The sequence below is a fragment of the Flavobacterium sp. NG2 genome, assembly GCF_034119845.1.
Classification (GTDB): Bacteria; Bacteroidota; Bacteroidia; order Flavobacteriales; family Flavobacteriaceae; genus Flavobacterium.
The window spans coordinates 925,312-942,231 of the sequence record NZ_CP139420.1; the positions used below are offsets into that span (position 1 = coordinate 925,312).

Sequence of the window (16,920 nt, forward strand, 5' to 3'; positions counted from 1 at the left end):
GAGAATAGCTATTGGTTAATCGACTACTTGAATTTCTACTTCTTCAAATATATTTTCGCCATTAGTATCTTTTCCTTTGTAAAATTTAAAGACATAGGAACCTGTGCTGGTAACTAAAAAGTTAAATGAAGCTTCAGATAATGGAGGAACTTCAAGCGTACATACTTGATTGTCTTTTACAGCGGCTTGTATAGCGATTGTTCTTTTATTTAAATCTTTAGTATAGTATATCCCTTGGAAAATATGGCAGGAACTAGGTTTTTGGTATTTTAATTTGATTTCATAGGTTTGCCCAAGAGTGAAACTAGCAGGAACTTCATAGCTTTCAACGGGTAATACACTAAAGGTGTATGTGTCTGGGGTGTCATTATCTAGGCTGCAGCTGGAAAAAGCCACCATTAGCGTTAAAAATAATAATATCTTTTTCATTTTTTCAAAATTTATGGGTTACTAAATAGGTGATATTTTACATAAGATGAAAAGAGATAAAAAAGGTTGCGTCAGTTATTCAATTACGTATTTAAAGTTAAAAAAAAAATGCCCGAATCATCAATTCGGGCATCTCATATTTATTTTTAAAGCAGATTAGTTATCGCCAATCTCTTTAATTCTAGCTTTAATTTTCACTTCTAGTTCCTCAGCTAATTCAGGATTGTCTTTGATTAATGTTTTCACAGCATCACGACCTTGTCCTAACTTAGTATCACCGTAGCTAAACCATGAACCTGATTTTTTAACGATTTCAAACTCCACCGCTAAATCCAGAATTTCACCTGTTTTAGAAACACCTTCTCCGTACATAATGTCAAATTCGGCCGTTTTAAATGGCGGTGCTACTTTGTTTTTTACGATTTTTACTTTGGTTCTATTACCTAAAACATTCTCACCATCTTTAATTTGAGTTGAACGACGAATGTCTAAACGTACCGATGCATAAAATTTCAAGGCGTTACCACCTGTTGTCGTTTCAGGATTTCCAAACATTACCCCAATTTTCTCTCTCAACTGGTTGATGAAGAAAACCGTACAATTTGTTTTGCTAATCGTTCCTGTTAATTTACGCAAAGCTTGTGACATCAAACGAGCGTGTAATCCCATTTTAGAATCACCCATTTCGCCTTCAATCTCACTCTTAGGAGTCAAAGCAGCAACCGAGTCAATTACCACAATATCAATCGCTCCTGAGCGAATTAAGTTTTCAGCAATTTCAAGAGCTTGTTCTCCGTTATCTGGTTGCGAGATGATTAAGTTTTCAATATCAACGCCTAATTTCTCAGCATAACCTCTGTCAAAAGCATGTTCCGCATCAATAAAAGCTGCAATTCCACCTGCTTTTTGAGCCTCAGCAATAGCATGAAGTGTCAAAGTCGTTTTTCCAGAAGATTCAGGTCCGTAGATTTCAATGATACGTCCTTTAGGATAACCACCTACACCTAAAGCTAAATCAACTCCTAATGAACCAGACGAAATGGTCTCAACCTCCACAATCGCCTTGTCTCCCATTTTCATTACCGTACCTTTTCCGTAGGTTTTATCTAATTTATCTAACGTTAACTGTAACGCTTTTAATTTGGCTTCTTTCTCTGAACTCATCGTGTCTTTTACCTTTTCTTTCATTAATTGCTATTATGTCGTTTACTTAAAAAACTCATAACTAGAGCTTTCTGTAGTATTAGTTGTTTCTTTTTTAGAAAAAACTATTTCGTAAAAATACTTAATTTTTGATGCAAAATCCGCTTTTCAAAATATTTTTATTCACTTTTTAGAAATCCTTTTATTAGGAGCTATTCCCACCATTCGTTTCAAGTATTTTGGTTTCAAATCCTTTTTATTGGCACTGGCAGGAGCTTCCGCTGGTCGCTCTGCCACTACCATAAAAAGTGATTTTCAACCTGCAATAGCTTTCCACTGCTGTTGGGGCTAGGAAGAACGTTATTATTTAAGATTGTTGATTTTAGAAGTACTAATCAATATAATCATTGAATTTTTATTTACTAACAGAAAATCTGATATGCTCCGTCAGTTCGCTATCATTCGTGTCGAAAAGCGTTAATCTACATTCATCAATCAATTCGCCCCAGACCGTAGCGGTAGCCCCGAGGATTGGATTGCTATTTTTTACTGGTGCTAGAGAGCGACCGCAAGAAGCTCCTCTAGTGCCGTGTAAAAAAAGCATTCCAACCGAGGGCTAAAGCGAAGTGCTGGAATAGGCGCATAAAACCTTTTATAAAATCAATTTTAAGATTTATCTTTGTTATCTAAACGGAATGAGATATGAGCGCGAAAGAATTTCCTAAAAAAGCCATTTTTATTTGCAACGGAAGTAAATGTGGGAAGCACAAAGAGATAAAAAAATACTTCAAACATACAATCAAAGAACAGGGGTTGAAACATGAAATTGAGGTTTTTAATATCGAATGCAGCGACCGTTGTAAGTGTGCGCCTATAGTATATAATCAATCGGAAAATCAATGGCATGAAAAAGTAACCCTAAGTCAAGCCGAAAAAATAATGGAAAAATTGAAGGCATAAAAAAAGCTCCTATTTGTAAAAATAAGAGCTTACTTTAAGTAATAATCGTAATTTATTCGATTGCACCAATTTTTGCAATTTCTTTGTCTAATTCAAATTTTCCAGAACCTGAATTTTCATCAATTAATTCAAAAAGTTCTAGGGCACGTCTTGCATTTTTTTCTTCCTCTCTTTGTTCTTTTACGTACCACATCATAAATTCTTCGGTAGCATAATCATTTTCAGTGCGGCATTTTGCAACTATCTTATTGACAGCATTAGTAACTGTAATTTCATTTTGTAGTGCAATTTCAAAAACTTCTTTCATAGAGCGAAATTCTTGTTGTACTTCACTTACAGTTGGAGTTACGGCAATTCCGCCCATCTCTGTGATGTATTTGAAAACTTTAAGAAAGTGCTCACGCTCTTCTTCAGCTTGTTTGTACAAATAATCAGCGGTGTTTGCAAATCCGTTTCGGTCTAACCAAGCGGCCATAGCCAAATATTTGTTAGACGCATCGCTCTCTATCTTAGCTTGTATGTTTAATAGTTTTTCTATTCCCTCGTGAAGTGAAGAGTTTGTTCTCAATAAATCTTTCATTTTCTTCAATTTTTAGTTACTATCAAATTTACGCAATAAATCCTACTATTGCGCTATTGATTCAAAATTTGAATTCAATCTAAATAAAATGAGAGGGCGGGGCTAGGAAGTAATTTTGAGGTTATACCATCACATCACTCAATACTTCGTTAAGCATAGAATGAAGTACGAGGGTAAATTTGGTTCCATTTAATAATTCTCTCAACTGAACGATTTCGCAAATGGTAAGGTTTCTTGAAAAATTTGTTTTGTTGTTTTCAATCAGTTTAAAATCTGCTGAATCTGATAAATCATATATCATGTCAAGTATGGCAACACTATTTACTTTTCTTTGAAAAATCAAAAAATCACGAACACTATACTTAACAATAGTATCACTAAAATTGATAACTATGGTATTAGTTGTATCACATTGATAACTGTATCCTTTTGAGGTTTCAAATAAAAATTCTTGACTAAAATGAACTTGAGACATATAATGCAACGGTATTAAATAGGCTGCGAATTTAATAACTTATTTTTAAATCACCAAACTATTTGTATTTAATCTAAATAAAGAAGAGGAAATTGTTTTCAACATAAACAGTTGAGCAATAGCTGTATTAGTATTTGAGTATACTAAATGAAAACTACTATTTAAGAAATTAAGAAAAGTGAAGTTTTGACTACTCTTAATTTTTTTAAGGTGAATTTTGTTGGAAGTTGTATGGTTACACAAACAACGCCCTAAGTTCAGTGGCTTCACTAGGTTTTATTTTGCCAGCCAGTAATAAACTCAGTTGTTTGCGTCTAAGGGCACCATCGTACCGTTCTTTTTCAATGTCAGTTTCAGGAATAATAGGAGGAACTATTACGGGTTTTCCTGTTTCATTTACAGCTACAAAGGTATAAATCGCCTCATTGGCTTTGGATTTAATTCCTGATTCTCTGTCTTCTACCCAAACATCAATGTACACTTCCATCGAACTATTAAAAGCTCTGGAAACCTTGGCTTCGATGGTCACAACACTTCCTAGTAAAATAGCCTTGGTAAAAGCTACATGATTGACCGAGGCGGTTACGGCTATGTTTCTGGAATGGCGTTGCGCTGAGATACTAGCAGCACGATCCATTCGAGATAAAAGCTCTCCTCCAAATAAATTATGAATATGATTGGTCTCACTTGGTAAAACCAAGTCGGTCAATACGGTTAAGGATTCGGCAGGAGTTTTTGCAGTCATTTTAGAATAGTGTTGTTGACAATAGCTAGTTTTTGATTGTCATTACTTTTGATTTTTTGAAATTGTTTTAGTTCAACCAATACACGGCCATAACGGCAGGTATAAAATAGATGACAATTGTACGAGCACCATCATAATCTTTAGCTAATCGCTGTCCAAATAACATCATGATTAAAGTGATTGACGAAAATACGGCTCCGTAAAATCCAAATAAGCGACCGTCGTTTATGAATAGTTGGATACAACCTACAAAACACAAAATAGTCGATATTAATTCCATGATGACCAAATGGATTAAGGCAATTTTTACATGGTTTTTTAAACGCGTTTTTGAAAAATGCTCTTTAAGCCAGGTGATATTGTCTTCCCAATAAAATAGTTTTTCATAGCTGGATTGCAAAAATGTAATCCCAAAGAATATCAAAATCAAGATGGATGCTACGTTGTTCATAATCGTTATTTTTTATGGATAAGACGGGTTAGTTTAATAGATAAATCGGTTAAAATTATTTTGGCATTTCCGTTGCGTTCCACATGGTACATCGCTTCCGAAATTTCGTTGTAAATATCTTGGATGTTATTGCCGTTAACAAAAGGAGCAAAGTTTTCTAATTTGAACTTTGGTACTTTTGGTTCAAAATAAACTAATTCGACGGCTTCATAATTCATCATCAAGGCTTGACGAAAAATTTCGATGCAAAACTCTAAGAACTTCTTTTGACTTTCTCTACCTAGTGCAGCTATTTTTTCACTCCAAAGAATTAAATCCTGTATGGCTGAAGCATCTTTTTTGGCCCTGAAAGCGGCTCTAACCCAGGTTACAAACCATTCTTCAAATGGGAATTCTTCGCTATCATCATGTAGCAAATGCAAGGCTTTGTTGAAATTTCCTTGTGCTTGATGGGCTATTTTTTGTGCTTGATTCGGATCAATATTTTCTCTAGCAACCAAAGCTTCTGCAATGACAGCTTGGCTTAATCCATTAAAATGTAAAATTTGGCAACGGGAACGAATCGTTTGGATGATGTCCTCTTCGTTTTCACTAATTAAAATAAAAATAGTTTTCTCTGGTGGCTCTTCTAATAATTTTAATAACTTATTGGAAGCCGAAATATTGAGTTTGTCCGCCATCCAAACAATCATAATCTTATGTCCTCCTTCGTAGGACTTCAAAGACAGTGATTTTAGGATTTCCTGAGCATCATCAACCCTGATTTCTCCTTGTTTGTTTTCGACTCCTAAAACGGCGTACCAATCAAATAAACCTCCGTAAGGTTGTTGCAAAATGAATTCTCTCCAATCCGCAATAAAATCAATGCTTTTAGGGTTTTTCTTGATTTCATTGGTCGTTACAGTAGGGTAGGCAAAATGCAAATCAGGATGTGCTATTTTATCAAACTTAAGATTACAAGCTGCATTTTCACCTGTGTTTTCTCCGTTTTGATTGTTGCACAATATGTATTGCGCATAGGCAATCGCCATGGGTAAAGTACCACTTCCTTCTGGTCCTACAAACAATTGAGCGTGCGGAATACGTCCTGAACTAGCACTTTGAGTCAGGTGGTTTTTGATGTGTTCTTGTCCTAAAATTTCAGAAAATAGCATAAAGCAAAGATAGCAGAAAATGGTTTAGTCAAAAATATTAATAAGCAAAGTTTCTCGACAAGTAGAGGATTTTTAAAATGCCACGAATTCACGAATTTTAAGATTATTTGGAAGACAAAAGCCTAGTATTCTTTATTCTGTTTGACAAGTAGCGAGTTTTAATTCTATAAATTGTAATTCGTGAATTCGTGGTAAAATCTTTTAAAATGTTTGTTCTGAATTTTTATTCTGTTTTAAAAACACAATTTGAAGTTATTTTGTATAAAAATGCGTTTCCGTACTTTATAATGTAAATAAATAATTGAGTTATATCGTTTTCGTTATTAAAACTGTCTATTTTTTAGATTAATCAAATATTTTACTAATCTAAAAGTTCTATATTTGCTATTCTTTGAACAAAAATAAACTTAAAATAAATCTAATGAAGACTTTAAACGACTTTGATTTTAATAATAAAAAAGCAATTATCCGTGTTGATTTTAACGTGCCTTTGGACGAAAATTTCAATATAACTGATACGACTCGTATCGTTTCTGCAAAAGCAACTATTGATAAAATTCTTGCTGATGGTGGAAGCGTTATTTTGATGTCTCACCTAGGAAGACCAAAAGGTGCTGAAGATAAGTTTTCATTAAAACACATCTTAGCAACAACTTCAGAAATTCTTGGAGTTCCTGTGAAATTTGCTGCAAACTGTGTAGGTGAAGTAGCTACTGCCGCTGCAAACGACTTAAAAGCAGGTGAAGTTTTATTATTAGAAAATTTACGTTTTCATGCTGAAGAAGAAGCTGGAGATGTTGCTTTCGCAAAAGAATTGGCTTCATTAGGAGATATTTATGTAAATGATGCTTTTGGAACAGCGCACAGAGCACATGCTTCAACAACTATTATTGCACAATTCTTCCCAACAGCTAAATGTTTCGGGTCTTTATTGGCTAAAGAAATTGAAAGCATCAATAAAGTATTGAAAGATAGCGAAAAACCAGTAACAGCAGTTTTAGGAGGTTCTAAAGTATCTTCAAAAATTACTGTAATCGAAAATATCTTGGATAAAGTAGACCACATGATTATCGGTGGAGGTATGACTTTTACTTTCGTGAAAGCGCAAGGAGGAAAAGTAGGAAACTCTATTTGTGAAGATGACAAACAAGAATTAGCTTTAGAAATTTTGCGTTTAGCAAAAGAAAAAGGAGTTCAAATTCATATTCCTGTTGATGTAGTGATTGGAGATGATTTCTCAAATACTGCGAATACTCAGGTAGTTGATGTAAGAGAAATTCCTGATGGATGGGAAGGTCTTGATGCAGGTCCAAAATCATTGGAAAACTTCAAAAAAGTAATCTTGGAATCTAAAACTATTCTTTGGAATGGTCCATTAGGAGTTTTTGAAATGGAAACTTTTGCTAAAGGAACAATCGCATTAGGAGACTATATTGCAGAGTCTACAGCTAACGGAGCTTTCTCACTTGTAGGTGGTGGAGATTCAGTTGCTGCAGTAAAACAATTCGGTTTTGAGGACAAAGTAAGCTACGTTTCAACAGGTGGTGGAGCTATGCTTGAGATGCTTGAAGGTCGCGTTTTACCGGGTATCGCTGCAATTTTAGACTAAAATTGTTATTTTTAACAATATTTATAGTTTTTTTTAGTTAATACGTAGTATGTTTGCATTAATTTATTCTTAATAACTTATGAATAAGCGTATTAACTAAAGAAAATATGACTATAAAAAGTATCACAATATCACTTTCTTTATTACTATCAATTCCTTTGTTTTCGCAAGAACTTGCTGAAAACAAAGGAATTGCTGTTTTAGAGAAAAACATTTCCTACTTAGATTCAATCAAAAAGACTTTTGTAAAAGATGATTTAGCAGCTTGTGTTGAGCAGCGTTGGATGCAAGAGTTGACAGATTTAGGGTTGTATAATGAAATGGCCAATGAGATGCTCAATGTGGATAGTAGTAAAAAAGTAGATTATGATTTGTCTACAGAATTATTGAAGTCACGTTTGGCAGAAATGGATAAGAAATCGCCTTTCAGAATTCAATACAACGAAAACTTAGAAAACGTAATTAAATCCTATTTAAAATATCGAAAAAAATCATACGAACGCTTAATGGCTGTTTCTGATTATTACTTCCCGATGTTTGAAGAGGCACTTGCTAAAAAAAATGTTCCCCTTGAAGTTAAATATTTGTCAATAGTTGAATCGGCTTTAAATCCAAGAGCAGTTTCAAAAGTAGGAGCTACAGGGTTGTGGCAATTTATGTATCAAACTGGGAAAGAATACAACTTAAATGTTGATTCTTATGTAGACGAAAGAAGTGATCCATTAAAAGCTTCGGATGCAGCAGCAGAGTATATGGCTAAGATGTATGCTATTTTTGGAGATTGGGAATTGGTATTAGCTTCGTATAATTCAGGTCCAGGGAATGTTTCTAAAGCTATTAGACGTTCTGGTGGCAAGCAGAATTTTTGGGATATTAAAGAGTATTTACCAAAAGAAACGCAAGGCTATGTTCCTGCTTTTTTAGCAACAATGTATATTTATGAATACCATAAAGAACATGGTATTAAGCCTAATAAAAATCTTTTAAAACTTTTTAGAACAGATACGATTGCAGTAAAAAGAGAAATGTCATTTAAACAAATTTCAGATGTTTTGGATGTATCAATAGATCAATTGAAATTATTGAACCCATCGTACAAAATTGATGTTATTCCGGCTTATCATGATAAAATTCATTTCTTACGATTACCAAAAGAAAAAATAGCCGTTTTTACCTCTAATGAAGATAAGATTTATGCTTATGTTCAACATGAATTAGATATAAAAGAAGGGCGTATTTTTAGAAAATCAGAAGCTATTGCTTCAAGATCAATTCCTAAAAAAGATTCTTTAAAGTTAACGCCATCCAACACTCAGTTCTATAAAGTACAACAAGGTGATAACTTGAGTGTAATTGCAAATAAATATGATGTCAGTATTGAGGACTTAATGAAATGGAATAACCTTAAGAGTAGTTCAATTTCCTATGGTGAAAATTTGAAAATTGCTGCTGTAGATTCAGTGGTTAAAGCAAACAAAGTGGCAGTACCTACGATTGCAAATCAGAAAGTTGCAATTGCAGAATCTAAAAATAACAAAGAGGAGTTGGTTGCTCACAATGAAGAAGAATCAGTTGAAGGCGTAAACTCTTACATTGTCCAAAAGGGAGACAATCTAAATTCGATAGCTAGAACTTATAATGTAACCGTAGCCGATTTGCTTGAATGGAATGAATTGTCAAGTACCGCTATCGCATTGGGAGCAAAACTTAAAATCAAAAATCAATCAAACGAAGAGGTCACGACAACAGCTCCAACAGTGGTGTTGAAGAATATTGAGTACGTAGTTCAAAAAGGAGATAATCTTGGAAATATCGCTAAAAAGTTTGGTAGTTCATTAGATGAATTGAAACAATGGAATAAATTGACAACGAATAGTGTTGCCGTAGGTAAATCGTTAATTGTGGCCAAAAATGAGCCAGCTATCAATACATCTTATGCTAGTGTTAATTCTTTTAAAAAAGTAGATAGTTTTGCAAAAGTTGCTAAAAAAGAAGTGACAGACTATTATGTTCAAAAAGGAGATACTTTGTATAGCATTGCCAAAAAATACCCTGGAGTTACGATTGCTGATTTGAAAAAATGGAACGATATCAGCAGCGAAGGTATTAAACCGGGTATGAAGTTAAAAATAAACGGATAATACATTACAAAGACACGAATAACACAAACTCGAGTTTTTGATAAATTTCACAAAGTCCTATTTAGTGGAAATAAAACGTTTTTTAATTCGTGATAATTCGTTGAATTAGAGTTTGATTTTTTTATACGCTTGACCAGATATTAGTTTAAAATCTCATATAAAAATGGGTTTTGTTTTGTAATTTTACGATTATGAACAAAGTCCATTTTTTATTTCTCGTTATTTCAGTTTGCCTTTTTTCTTGTAAGAATAAGGAGGAGGATGTGCTTAAAAAAGCAACGGGTACCATAAATAGTATTTCTATTGTTATTGATGACCAATTGTGGAATGGGGTTGTGGGTGATAGCATTCGAAATAAGTTTGCGTCACCTGTGATTGGACTCCCACAGGAAGAGCCTCTTTTTAATATTAATCAATATCCAGCCAAACTATTGGAAGGATTTATGACGGATAGCCGCAATATTATTGTGGTTAAAAAAGAAGAGATTAATAAATTTGAAATCATCACGGATCAATACGCTACACCGCAAAATGTATTTCATATATCAGGCCGTACGGTTGATGATATCTTAACCATTATAGAAAAACAAAGCCCGACTATTATTGCTGTTATTCGTCAGGCAGAGATTGAAGAAAGCCAGCGAATGATTAAAAAATCGGTGCTAAATCCGAAGATAATCAACAACAAATTTCATATCAATCTTGATGTTCCATCGGATTATAAATATGCGCTCCATGAAGCTGCTTTCTTGTGGTTGAAAAAAGATATTATTAGTGGTAGTAGTAGTTTGTTAATTTATCAAGTGCCTATTCCTCGTGTTATCAATAAGAATAATTTGGTTTCCAATATAATTAGTATGCGTGACTCTATCGGTCGATTGTACATTCATGGAAAAGATGTTGATACAGATATGATGACAGAAGAGGCGTATGCGCCCTATTTTTTCAAGATAAAATTGGATGGCAAAACAACTTATGAAATGAAAGGAACCTGGGAGTTGAAGAATGATTTCATGTCTGGTCCGTTTATTAATTATACGATTGTAGACGAAGAGTATGGACGTATTTTAGTTTTAGAAGGATTCTGTTATTCACCTTCCAAAGAAAAACGCGATTTAATGCATGAATTGGAAGCCATTATTAAATCCGTTTCGATTGTGAAACGGTGAGTTATATTTTAGTAATTAAAAATTCGACCCTTCTGTCCATTTCGTCTCCTTTGCCTAAAGGAAATTTATTTCCGCATCCTTTATAGGACATTCTAAGGCTATTAATGTTTTTGGATAATAAATAGAAGAAAACTGTCTTAGCCCGATTTACAGATAGTTTTCTTTCGTAGGTACTAATATCAATGGCGTCATCAAAATATTCTGGTGTACAACACACATGACCTCTGATTTCAAACTCTAGAGTTTTATTTTTGCTTAGTTTTCCAACAATGATATCCAGTTCTTTTATTGATGAATGGGTTAGTTTACTACTTCCTAAATCAAAATGAATATTTTCAAAATAGATGCGATCACCTACTTGGTGACTGTCTTGTAAGGAGTTGTAAATACCATTCCCGAAGCTGTTTTTGGGAACAATTAATAAATCCACTCGACGGTTTTCTGCTCTTGTTTTTTCGATATCTTCAATGGTGTCTTTTTCAATTAGGACACGACCACGTCCTTCAATGATGACAATTTTATTTTTATTGAAACCATTATTCGTCAGGATGGTCCTAACCGTTTCTACTCGTTTTTCGGATAATTTATAGTTGTAGTCGTTATTCCCTCTATCATCACAGTAACCATATATTTGAACAGATTCTATTCTTGTGGTATCAATGGTTTTAAGAAATTGATACACGATCTCTTCCTGTGATTTTTCTAGATCATATTTATCAAAATTAAAGTAAACAGTCTCTATTTTCTTTTCTTGAGCAGTAAGAAGTCCAATAGTTAGTAAAGCGATTATTTGAAAGAGCTTTGACATTACATTTTTAATATTTTCAGGTATTCAGTAGGATTGTTTAAGATGCTTGCAGCTTTTTTTACCTCAAAGCTGTTTTTTAAATAATATTGGTATAGTCCTTCTTGGTATTGGTACCGCTTGATGATTTCATCCAATATCAAATTTTTGATTTCAAGTTTATTTTTATCCAATTGCTCTACTTCACTTTTTTGAAGCGATGCTAATAACTGTTCGTATTCATTTAAAATGGCAGTATCAATTTTTTCTTTTTTAGCAATAGCTAAGGTGTTTTTTAGAGCTAAATCAGTTTCGGTATTAAAATCGATATTTTGGGTTTTAATGTAGTTTTTAAAATCTTGATAATGGGCGTCTGTAAAACTCGGTATTTGGTCGTTTAAGTTTGGGTTTTTGTAATAATAAACGGTTGCATAATTGAAAATGGCATCGTTTTTAACCAAAGCATCAGCGATAGGACTTGACTTTGTTTCCTCAATCTCAATATCTGGAAAAATACCACCTCCATCATAAACCGTTCGTCCTTTACGGGTTTTAAATGCGGTATAGTTTTTTTCTTCTGTTCGAATAGCTTGACCATTTTTGTCTTTATGGGCATAATCTAACGCTTGAATACATCGACCCGAAGGAGTATAATAACGCGAAATTGTAACTTTCAATTGAGTGCTATAAGTTAAGTCAACAGGTTTTTGTACTAATCCTTTACCGAAACTACGACTGCCTACGATTACTGCACGGTCTAAATCTTGTAAGGCTCCAGAAACAATTTCGGATGCTGAAGCGCTTTTGCTATTAATAATAATAGCTAATGGAATTTGAGTGTCAACAGGTTCAAAAGCGGTTTTATAGGTGTTGTTGTATTTGTCAATTTTTGATTTAGTGGTTACAATTACTTCGTTTTTTGGAACGAATAGATTGCAAATATTCACAGCTTCGTTCAACAGTCCTCCAGGGTTTCCTCTTAGATCCAATACGATTCTTTCGGCACCTTGTTTTTTTAAGTCTAATAAAGCTTCTTTGGTTTCGTTTGATGCCTTTTTGTTGAAATGAGCCAAAACGATATAACCTGTTTTGTCATCGATTTTAGCATAAAAAGGAACCGACTTGATTTCGACTTCATCCAAAACTATTTTAGCGGTATTCTTTTTGCCTTGACGCAGGAATTGGACATTAATTTGAGTGTTTTTAGCCCCTTTAAAGAGTTGAGAAGCGTCTTCTTTAAAATCTGATAGAACAACATCACCAATTTGAATAATTTCATCACCAGCTTTGATTCCAGCTTTATCTGCAGGGAAGTTTTTATAAACCTCTTTAATGATTATCTTTCCTTCTTTACGAGTAATCATAGCGCCAATGCCAGTGTATTCACCTGTGTTATTGATTTTGAATTTCATGACATCCTGCTCGTTAAAATAAACGGTGTAGGGGTCTAGGCTAGTTAACATTGCTTTAATCGCTTTGTCCATCAAGTCACCTGGATTGGTTTCATCAACGTAGTTAGTGTTAAGTTCTTTGAATAAAGTGGTGAAAATTTCAATCTGTTTTGCAATTTCAAAAAAATTGTCTTGAAAACTCACACCAACAAATAAAAAGGCAGAAGCTACTATGGGAATGATTACTTTTTTCTTGAAAACAGACTTCATTTTTTTGATTTTAAAGTGAAATGATGGTAAGGTTAAAAATACAAAAAACTATACTTATTCTTGTTTTTTTATTTGTAACAGAAATTTTTCAAATAATTGAATGGTTTTGGTGTTGATTTCATCAAAACTCAATCGGTCTTTGGATTGGTAGAACAACATAAATGAGTACGGCTGGTCTAAGTTGTCCAGCAATAAATGTTTGTTAAGGCGATAGGTCTCACGAAGGACTCTTTTAAAATAATTTCTGTCGACTGCTTTTTTGAAGTGTTTTTTAGAAACAGATACTCCAAACTGTGTTTTTGTATCTTCACCTACAGCTCCAGCAAAATATACTAATCGCAGCGGATATTTGGAAACAGACCTTCCCTCAGAGAAAAGTAATCCAATTTTGATTTTACTCTTAAGTTTTTCTTCTTTGGGGTAAGTAAATTTCATCTGTTTGATTAAAAATAGGCTAGGATTTATACGCACAAAGGTACAATTTAAGCTTAATTCTATTATTGTTTAGGAATTAATTAGCACTAATAATTTATTTGTTACTTTTGCAGCCTAATTTTTATTGCATGCAAAAAATAGTTTCATACCCTATATCTGTCATATACTATTTGCTTTTTGGGCTTATATTAATTATATTTCATCCGATACAATGGATTTGTTTGCGTTTTTTTGGGTATCAAGCACATAAAAAAAGTGTTGACTATTTGAATTTTCTATTGTTAAAATGTACTAACTTAGTAGGAACAACCTATACGATTAAAAATAGAGAAGCAATTCCGCAGGGCGTTCCCTTGATTTTTGTGGCAAATCATCAAAGTATGTACGATATTATAGCAATGATTTGGTTTTTGAGGCGTTTTCATTGTAAATTTGTAAGTAAGATAGAGTTAGGAAAAGGAATTCCAAGTGTTTCATACAATTTACGTCATGGTGGTTCGGTTCTTATTGATAGAAAAGACCCAAAACAAGCAATCCCTTTAATCAAAGGTTTATCTGAATATATAGAAACAAATAAACGCTCGGCTGTTATTTTTCCTGAAGGAACAAGAAGCAAAACAGGCGTCCCTAAAGAGTTTGCACAAAGTGGATTAAAAATATTATGTAAATACGCACCTTCGGCTTATGTCGTTCCGATAAGTATTAATAATTCTTGGAAAATGGTTCGCTTTGGATTTTTCCCTGTAGGTTTAGGAAATCATCTTAGTTTTGAAATTCATACTCCATTAAAAGTGAGTGATTTTACTTTTAATGAAATAATGGAACAAACGGAACAAGCAGTAGTAAAAGGAATACAATTTTAAAATAAATAAAATGTCAATAAAAAATATCAGATTAGAAGTAATGCAGTTCCTTGAACAGAAAGTGGACAGCTTTGTTGATCAGTATTTAATACCGGTGGAACAAATCTGGCAACCTTCTGATTTTTTGCCTAATTCGGAAAGTGATAACTTTCTAGAAGAGGTAAGAGAATTGCGTGAAATATCGAAAGATTTGCCATATGATTTTTGGGTGTCTTTAGTAGGTGATATGATTACCGAAGAGGCTTTGCCGACATATGAAAACTGGTTGATGGAAGTGGAAGGTGTGGATAACTTAGAGAGAAACGGCTGGGCAAAATGGGTTCGCGAATGGACAGGTGAGGAAAACCGTCATGGGGATTTGTTAAATAAGTATATTTATCTTTCAGGTCGTGTAAACATGCGTGAAGTGGAGATGACTACACAGCATTTAATCAACGATGGTTTTGATATTGGAACGGGAAGAGACCCTTATAAAAACTTCGTTTATACTAGTTTTCAAGAATTAGCCACTTATGTTTCGCACAATAGAGTATCGCAATTAGCAAAAAGCTATGGAGATAAAAAACTCGCTAAAATGTGTAAAATGATTGCGGGTGATGAGATGCGTCACCACCATGCATATAGCCATTTTGTGAGCGAAATATTTAAAGTAGATCCTAGCGAAATGATGTTGGCTTTCCAATACATGATGAAGCAAAAAATTGTGATGCCTGCTCATTTCTTAAGAGAATCAGGTCAAAAAATTGGAACGGCCTTTGAACAATTTTCAGATTCGGCTCAACGTATTGGGGTTTATACAGCTCAGGATTATGTTGAAATTTTACAAAAATTGATTGACAAATGGGAAATCGATAAAATTGTAGGATTGACTGATGAAGCAGAGAAAGCCCGTGATTACTTGATGAAATTACCAGCGAGAATGGCGAGAATTTCTGAAAGAATTGTTATTCCGGCTGAATCTCATATCTTTAAATGGGTAGAACCAGCGAGATTGTAAATTTTTGATTAACGATCTACCTTTACAAAACTTTTAATAACCGCAGATTGGCAAATTTTATCTAAAAAGGAAATTTGCGAATCTGAGGTTCTTTTTAAGTCAAATGCTTTAATTTGAATTAAACAAAAACATACTGCTGATTTTGAAGTTTTAAAACTTTGAAATCAGCATTTTTATATATAAAAACAGCCATAATGAGTCAAGATTTAATTAGTAAAACAATCACTTTCGTAAAAGATAAACTTCAAAGTGCCGAAGGAGGCCACGATTGGTTTCATATTGAAAGAGTGTATAAAAATGCACTTTTGATAGCCAAGGAGGAAGAATGTGATTTAACAATAGTAAAATTAAGTGCTTTGCTTCACGATATCGCCGACAGTAAATTTCATGATGGTGACGAAGCGATTGGCCCAAAAACAGCTCGCCTTTTTTTAGAATCAGAAAATGTAGATGAGTCAATTATTGTTCATGTTTTGAACATCATCGAAAATATATCTTTTAAAGGGGGTAAGGTCGAACAAAAATTCAGTTCTAAAGAATTAGACATTGTGCAGGATGCCGATCGTTTAGACGCGATAGGTGCGATTGGAATTGCTAGAGCTTTCAATTATGGAGGATTTAAAAATAGAGGCATGTATGACCCCCAAATTGCGCCAAACATGAATATGAGCAAAGAGGAATACAAAAACAGTCAAGCACCAACAATTAATCATTTTTATGAAAAACTATTGTTGCTAAAAGATAAAATGAATACCACCTCAGGTAAGAAAATAGCAGAAGAACGACACCGATATATGGAAGGGTTTCTATCGCAGTTTTATGCGGAATGGGAAGGGGAAAAGTAGTGTTCAGTATTTAGGTTTTAAGTCATCAGAAATGCTGAACACTATAAAACTGATCACTGGATACTTTCTAAATTATCCCTTTCTCCTTCATCTCCATAATCACATCTGAAGCATTTTTGAAGGTTGGCGCTTGTTCGATGATACTAGGGACTCTTTTTTTGTTGAGTTTGAAAGTAATATCATTTTCAGTTGTGAATAAAAGAGCCGTCAAAAACGGATTGTTCATATAAGGCGCTAGAATTGCAAAAGAATCCTCTAGGGAATGAAAACTTTCAATTTCCTCCTTTTTATATCGAGCGATACATGACATTTTAAAAGTGTCATTTTCTGTAATAACAGGTCTTACATAAATATTCTTTAATTCGGTGTCGCCAATGGTCTTAGCAAAAGTCAATTTAGCAAAAGTGCCGTTTTGGATACTTTCGATTACTTTTTCCCAAAAGACTACAAAAAGGGGTTGGAAGGACATATTCGTTTTT

At 33.7% G+C, this 16,920-nt stretch carries 18 protein-coding genes; 7 read left to right on the forward strand and 11 right to left on the reverse strand.

Annotated features, from left to right (window positions below; all coding sequences use genetic code 11):
• Nucleotides 1-15: 15 nt before the first annotated feature.
• Nucleotides 16-429: a hypothetical protein gene (locus SLW70_RS03850; protein ID WP_320890691.1), complete on the reverse strand. Its 414-nt coding sequence runs from the start codon at nt 427-429 to the stop codon at nt 16-18.
• 156 nt (nt 430-585) lie between these two features.
• Entirely contained in the window at nt 586-1,593 is a 1,008-nt protein-coding gene (gene recA, locus SLW70_RS03855) for a recombinase RecA (RefSeq protein WP_320891744.1), read from the reverse strand.
• Between the two features lie 681 nt (nt 1,594-2,274).
• Here recA and SLW70_RS03860 point away from each other — a divergent pair.
• Nucleotides 2,275-2,532: a (2Fe-2S) ferredoxin domain-containing protein gene (locus SLW70_RS03860; protein ID WP_320890692.1), complete on the forward strand. Its 258-nt coding sequence runs from the start codon at nt 2,275-2,277 to the stop codon at nt 2,530-2,532.
• Between the two features lie 52 nt (nt 2,533-2,584).
• On the opposite strand, the gene SLW70_RS03865 is transcribed toward SLW70_RS03860, so the two are convergent.
• The 5 genes from SLW70_RS03865 to SLW70_RS03885 all read right to left on the reverse strand — a co-directional run bounded on the left by SLW70_RS03865 (nt 2,585) and on the right by SLW70_RS03885 (nt 5,937).
• A complete protein-coding gene (locus SLW70_RS03865) occupies nt 2,585-3,112 on the reverse strand; it encodes a ferritin (RefSeq protein ID WP_320890693.1) in 528 nt (175 codons plus the stop codon).
• Between the two features lie 121 nt (nt 3,113-3,233).
• Nucleotides 3,234-3,587, reverse strand: a complete 354-nt coding sequence (locus tag SLW70_RS03870) for a hypothetical protein (protein WP_320890694.1) — start codon at nt 3,585-3,587, stop codon at nt 3,234-3,236.
• Nucleotides 3,588-3,822: 235 nt separating this feature from the next.
• Nucleotides 3,823-4,332, reverse strand: coding sequence for an acyl-CoA thioesterase (locus tag SLW70_RS03875; protein ID WP_320890695.1), 510 nt, complete (start codon nt 4,330-4,332; stop codon nt 3,823-3,825).
• Between the two features lie 67 nt (nt 4,333-4,399).
• Nucleotides 4,400-4,783, reverse strand: a complete 384-nt coding sequence (locus SLW70_RS03880) for a DoxX family protein (protein WP_320890696.1) — start codon at nt 4,781-4,783, stop codon at nt 4,400-4,402.
• A gap of 5 nt (nt 4,784-4,788) precedes the next feature.
• The gene (locus tag SLW70_RS03885) at nt 4,789-5,937 is read right to left on the reverse strand and encodes a DNA polymerase III subunit delta' (protein ID WP_320890697.1); all 1,149 of its coding nucleotides are present in this window, start codon (nt 5,935-5,937) and stop codon (nt 4,789-4,791) included.
• A 421-nt stretch (nt 5,938-6,358) separates the two neighbouring features.
• On the opposite strand from SLW70_RS03885, the gene SLW70_RS03890 reads away from it, so the two are divergent.
• The 3 genes from SLW70_RS03890 to SLW70_RS03900 all read left to right on the forward strand — a co-directional run bounded on the left by SLW70_RS03890 (nt 6,359) and on the right by SLW70_RS03900 (nt 10,856).
• Nucleotides 6,359-7,546 (forward strand): phosphoglycerate kinase, encoded by a 1,188-nt coding sequence (locus SLW70_RS03890; protein ID WP_320890698.1) that lies wholly within the window; start codon nt 6,359-6,361, stop codon nt 7,544-7,546.
• A gap of 107 nt (nt 7,547-7,653) precedes the next feature.
• On the forward strand, nt 7,654-9,687 hold the full coding sequence (locus SLW70_RS03895) for a LysM peptidoglycan-binding domain-containing protein (RefSeq protein ID WP_320890699.1): 2,034 nt from the start codon (nt 7,654-7,656) through the stop codon (nt 9,685-9,687).
• 191 nt (nt 9,688-9,878) lie between these two features.
• A complete protein-coding gene (locus tag SLW70_RS03900; RefSeq protein WP_320890700.1) occupies nt 9,879-10,856 on the forward strand; it encodes a DUF4837 family protein in 978 nt (325 codons plus the stop codon).
• A gap of 1 nt (nt 10,857) precedes the next feature.
• On the opposite strand, the gene SLW70_RS03905 is transcribed toward SLW70_RS03900, so the two are convergent.
• From SLW70_RS03905 to rnpA, 3 genes are read right to left on the reverse strand one after another with little or no spacing between them, the layout of a single operon-like run.
• Nucleotides 10,858-11,664 (reverse strand): OmpA family protein, encoded by an 807-nt coding sequence (locus tag SLW70_RS03905; protein ID WP_320890701.1) that lies wholly within the window; start codon nt 11,662-11,664, stop codon nt 10,858-10,860.
• Nucleotides 11,664-13,301 (reverse strand): S41 family peptidase, encoded by a 1,638-nt coding sequence (locus SLW70_RS03910; RefSeq protein ID WP_320890702.1) that lies wholly within the window; start codon nt 13,299-13,301, stop codon nt 11,664-11,666. The genes SLW70_RS03905 and SLW70_RS03910 overlap by 1 nt, the downstream gene beginning before the upstream one ends.
• 54 nt (nt 13,302-13,355) lie before the next feature.
• Nucleotides 13,356-13,736: a ribonuclease P protein component gene (gene rnpA, locus SLW70_RS03915; protein WP_320890703.1), complete on the reverse strand. Its 381-nt coding sequence runs from the start codon at nt 13,734-13,736 to the stop codon at nt 13,356-13,358.
• A 128-nt stretch (nt 13,737-13,864) separates the two neighbouring features.
• Here rnpA and SLW70_RS03920 point away from each other — a divergent pair, with 128 nt between their 5' ends.
• The 3 genes from SLW70_RS03920 (at nt 13,865) to SLW70_RS03930 (ending at nt 16,441) form a co-directional block, all read left to right on the forward strand.
• Nucleotides 13,865-14,599, forward strand: coding sequence for a lysophospholipid acyltransferase family protein (locus tag SLW70_RS03920; protein ID WP_320890704.1), 735 nt, complete (start codon nt 13,865-13,867; stop codon nt 14,597-14,599).
• A 10-nt stretch (nt 14,600-14,609) separates the two neighbouring features.
• Nucleotides 14,610-15,596, forward strand: coding sequence for an acyl-ACP desaturase (locus SLW70_RS03925; protein ID WP_320890705.1), 987 nt, complete (start codon nt 14,610-14,612; stop codon nt 15,594-15,596).
• 194 nt (nt 15,597-15,790) lie between these two features.
• Nucleotides 15,791-16,441: an HD domain-containing protein gene (locus SLW70_RS03930; RefSeq protein ID WP_414458239.1), complete on the forward strand. Its 651-nt coding sequence runs from the start codon at nt 15,791-15,793 to the stop codon at nt 16,439-16,441.
• Between the two features lie 67 nt (nt 16,442-16,508).
• On the opposite strand, the gene SLW70_RS03935 is transcribed toward SLW70_RS03930, so the two are convergent.
• Nucleotides 16,509-16,910, reverse strand: a complete 402-nt coding sequence (locus tag SLW70_RS03935; RefSeq protein ID WP_320890706.1) for a hypothetical protein — start codon at nt 16,908-16,910, stop codon at nt 16,509-16,511.
• Nucleotides 16,911-16,920: the final 10 nt, after the last annotated feature.

Bases quoted from the DNA above. Each gene is read 5' to 3' on its own strand.
- SLW70_RS03875 (WP_320890695.1), bottom strand. From the start codon at position 4,332: ATGACTGCAAAAACTCCTGCCGAATCCTTAACCGTATTGACCGACTTG.
- SLW70_RS03890 (WP_320890698.1), top strand. From the start codon at position 6,359: ATGAAGACTTTAAACGACTTTGATTTTAATAATAAAAAAGCAATTATC.
- SLW70_RS03885 (WP_320890697.1), bottom strand. From the start codon at position 5,937: ATGCTATTTTCTGAAATTTTAGGACAAGAACACATCAAAAACCACCTG.
- SLW70_RS03860 (WP_320890692.1), top strand. From the start codon at position 2,275: ATGAGCGCGAAAGAATTTCCTAAAAAAGCCATTTTTATTTGCAACGGA.
- SLW70_RS03870 (WP_320890694.1), bottom strand. From the start codon at position 3,587: ATGTCTCAAGTTCATTTTAGTCAAGAATTTTTATTTGAAACCTCAAAA.
- rnpA (WP_320890703.1), bottom strand. From the start codon at position 13,736: ATGAAATTTACTTACCCCAAAGAAGAAAAACTTAAGAGTAAAATCAAA.
- recA (WP_320891744.1), bottom strand. From the start codon at position 1,593: ATGAGTTCAGAGAAAGAAGCCAAATTAAAAGCGTTACAGTTAACGTTA.
- SLW70_RS03850 (WP_320890691.1), bottom strand. From the start codon at position 429: ATGAAAAAGATATTATTATTTTTAACGCTAATGGTGGCTTTTTCCAGC.
- SLW70_RS03920 (WP_320890704.1), top strand. From the start codon at position 13,865: ATGCAAAAAATAGTTTCATACCCTATATCTGTCATATACTATTTGCTT.
- SLW70_RS03925 (WP_320890705.1), top strand. From the start codon at position 14,610: ATGTCAATAAAAAATATCAGATTAGAAGTAATGCAGTTCCTTGAACAG.
- SLW70_RS03880 (WP_320890696.1), bottom strand. From the start codon at position 4,783: ATGAACAACGTAGCATCCATCTTGATTTTGATATTCTTTGGGATTACA.
- SLW70_RS03865 (WP_320890693.1), bottom strand. From the start codon at position 3,112: ATGAAAGATTTATTGAGAACAAACTCTTCACTTCACGAGGGAATAGAA.
- SLW70_RS03900 (WP_320890700.1), top strand. From the start codon at position 9,879: ATGAACAAAGTCCATTTTTTATTTCTCGTTATTTCAGTTTGCCTTTTT.
- SLW70_RS03930 (WP_414458239.1), top strand. From the start codon at position 15,791: ATGAGTCAAGATTTAATTAGTAAAACAATCACTTTCGTAAAAGATAAA.
- SLW70_RS03905 (WP_320890701.1), bottom strand. From the start codon at position 11,664: ATGTCAAAGCTCTTTCAAATAATCGCTTTACTAACTATTGGACTTCTT.
- SLW70_RS03895 (WP_320890699.1), top strand. From the start codon at position 7,654: ATGACTATAAAAAGTATCACAATATCACTTTCTTTATTACTATCAATT.
- SLW70_RS03910 (WP_320890702.1), bottom strand. From the start codon at position 13,301: ATGAAGTCTGTTTTCAAGAAAAAAGTAATCATTCCCATAGTAGCTTCT.
- SLW70_RS03935 (WP_320890706.1), bottom strand. From the start codon at position 16,910: ATGTCCTTCCAACCCCTTTTTGTAGTCTTTTGGGAAAAAGTAATCGAA.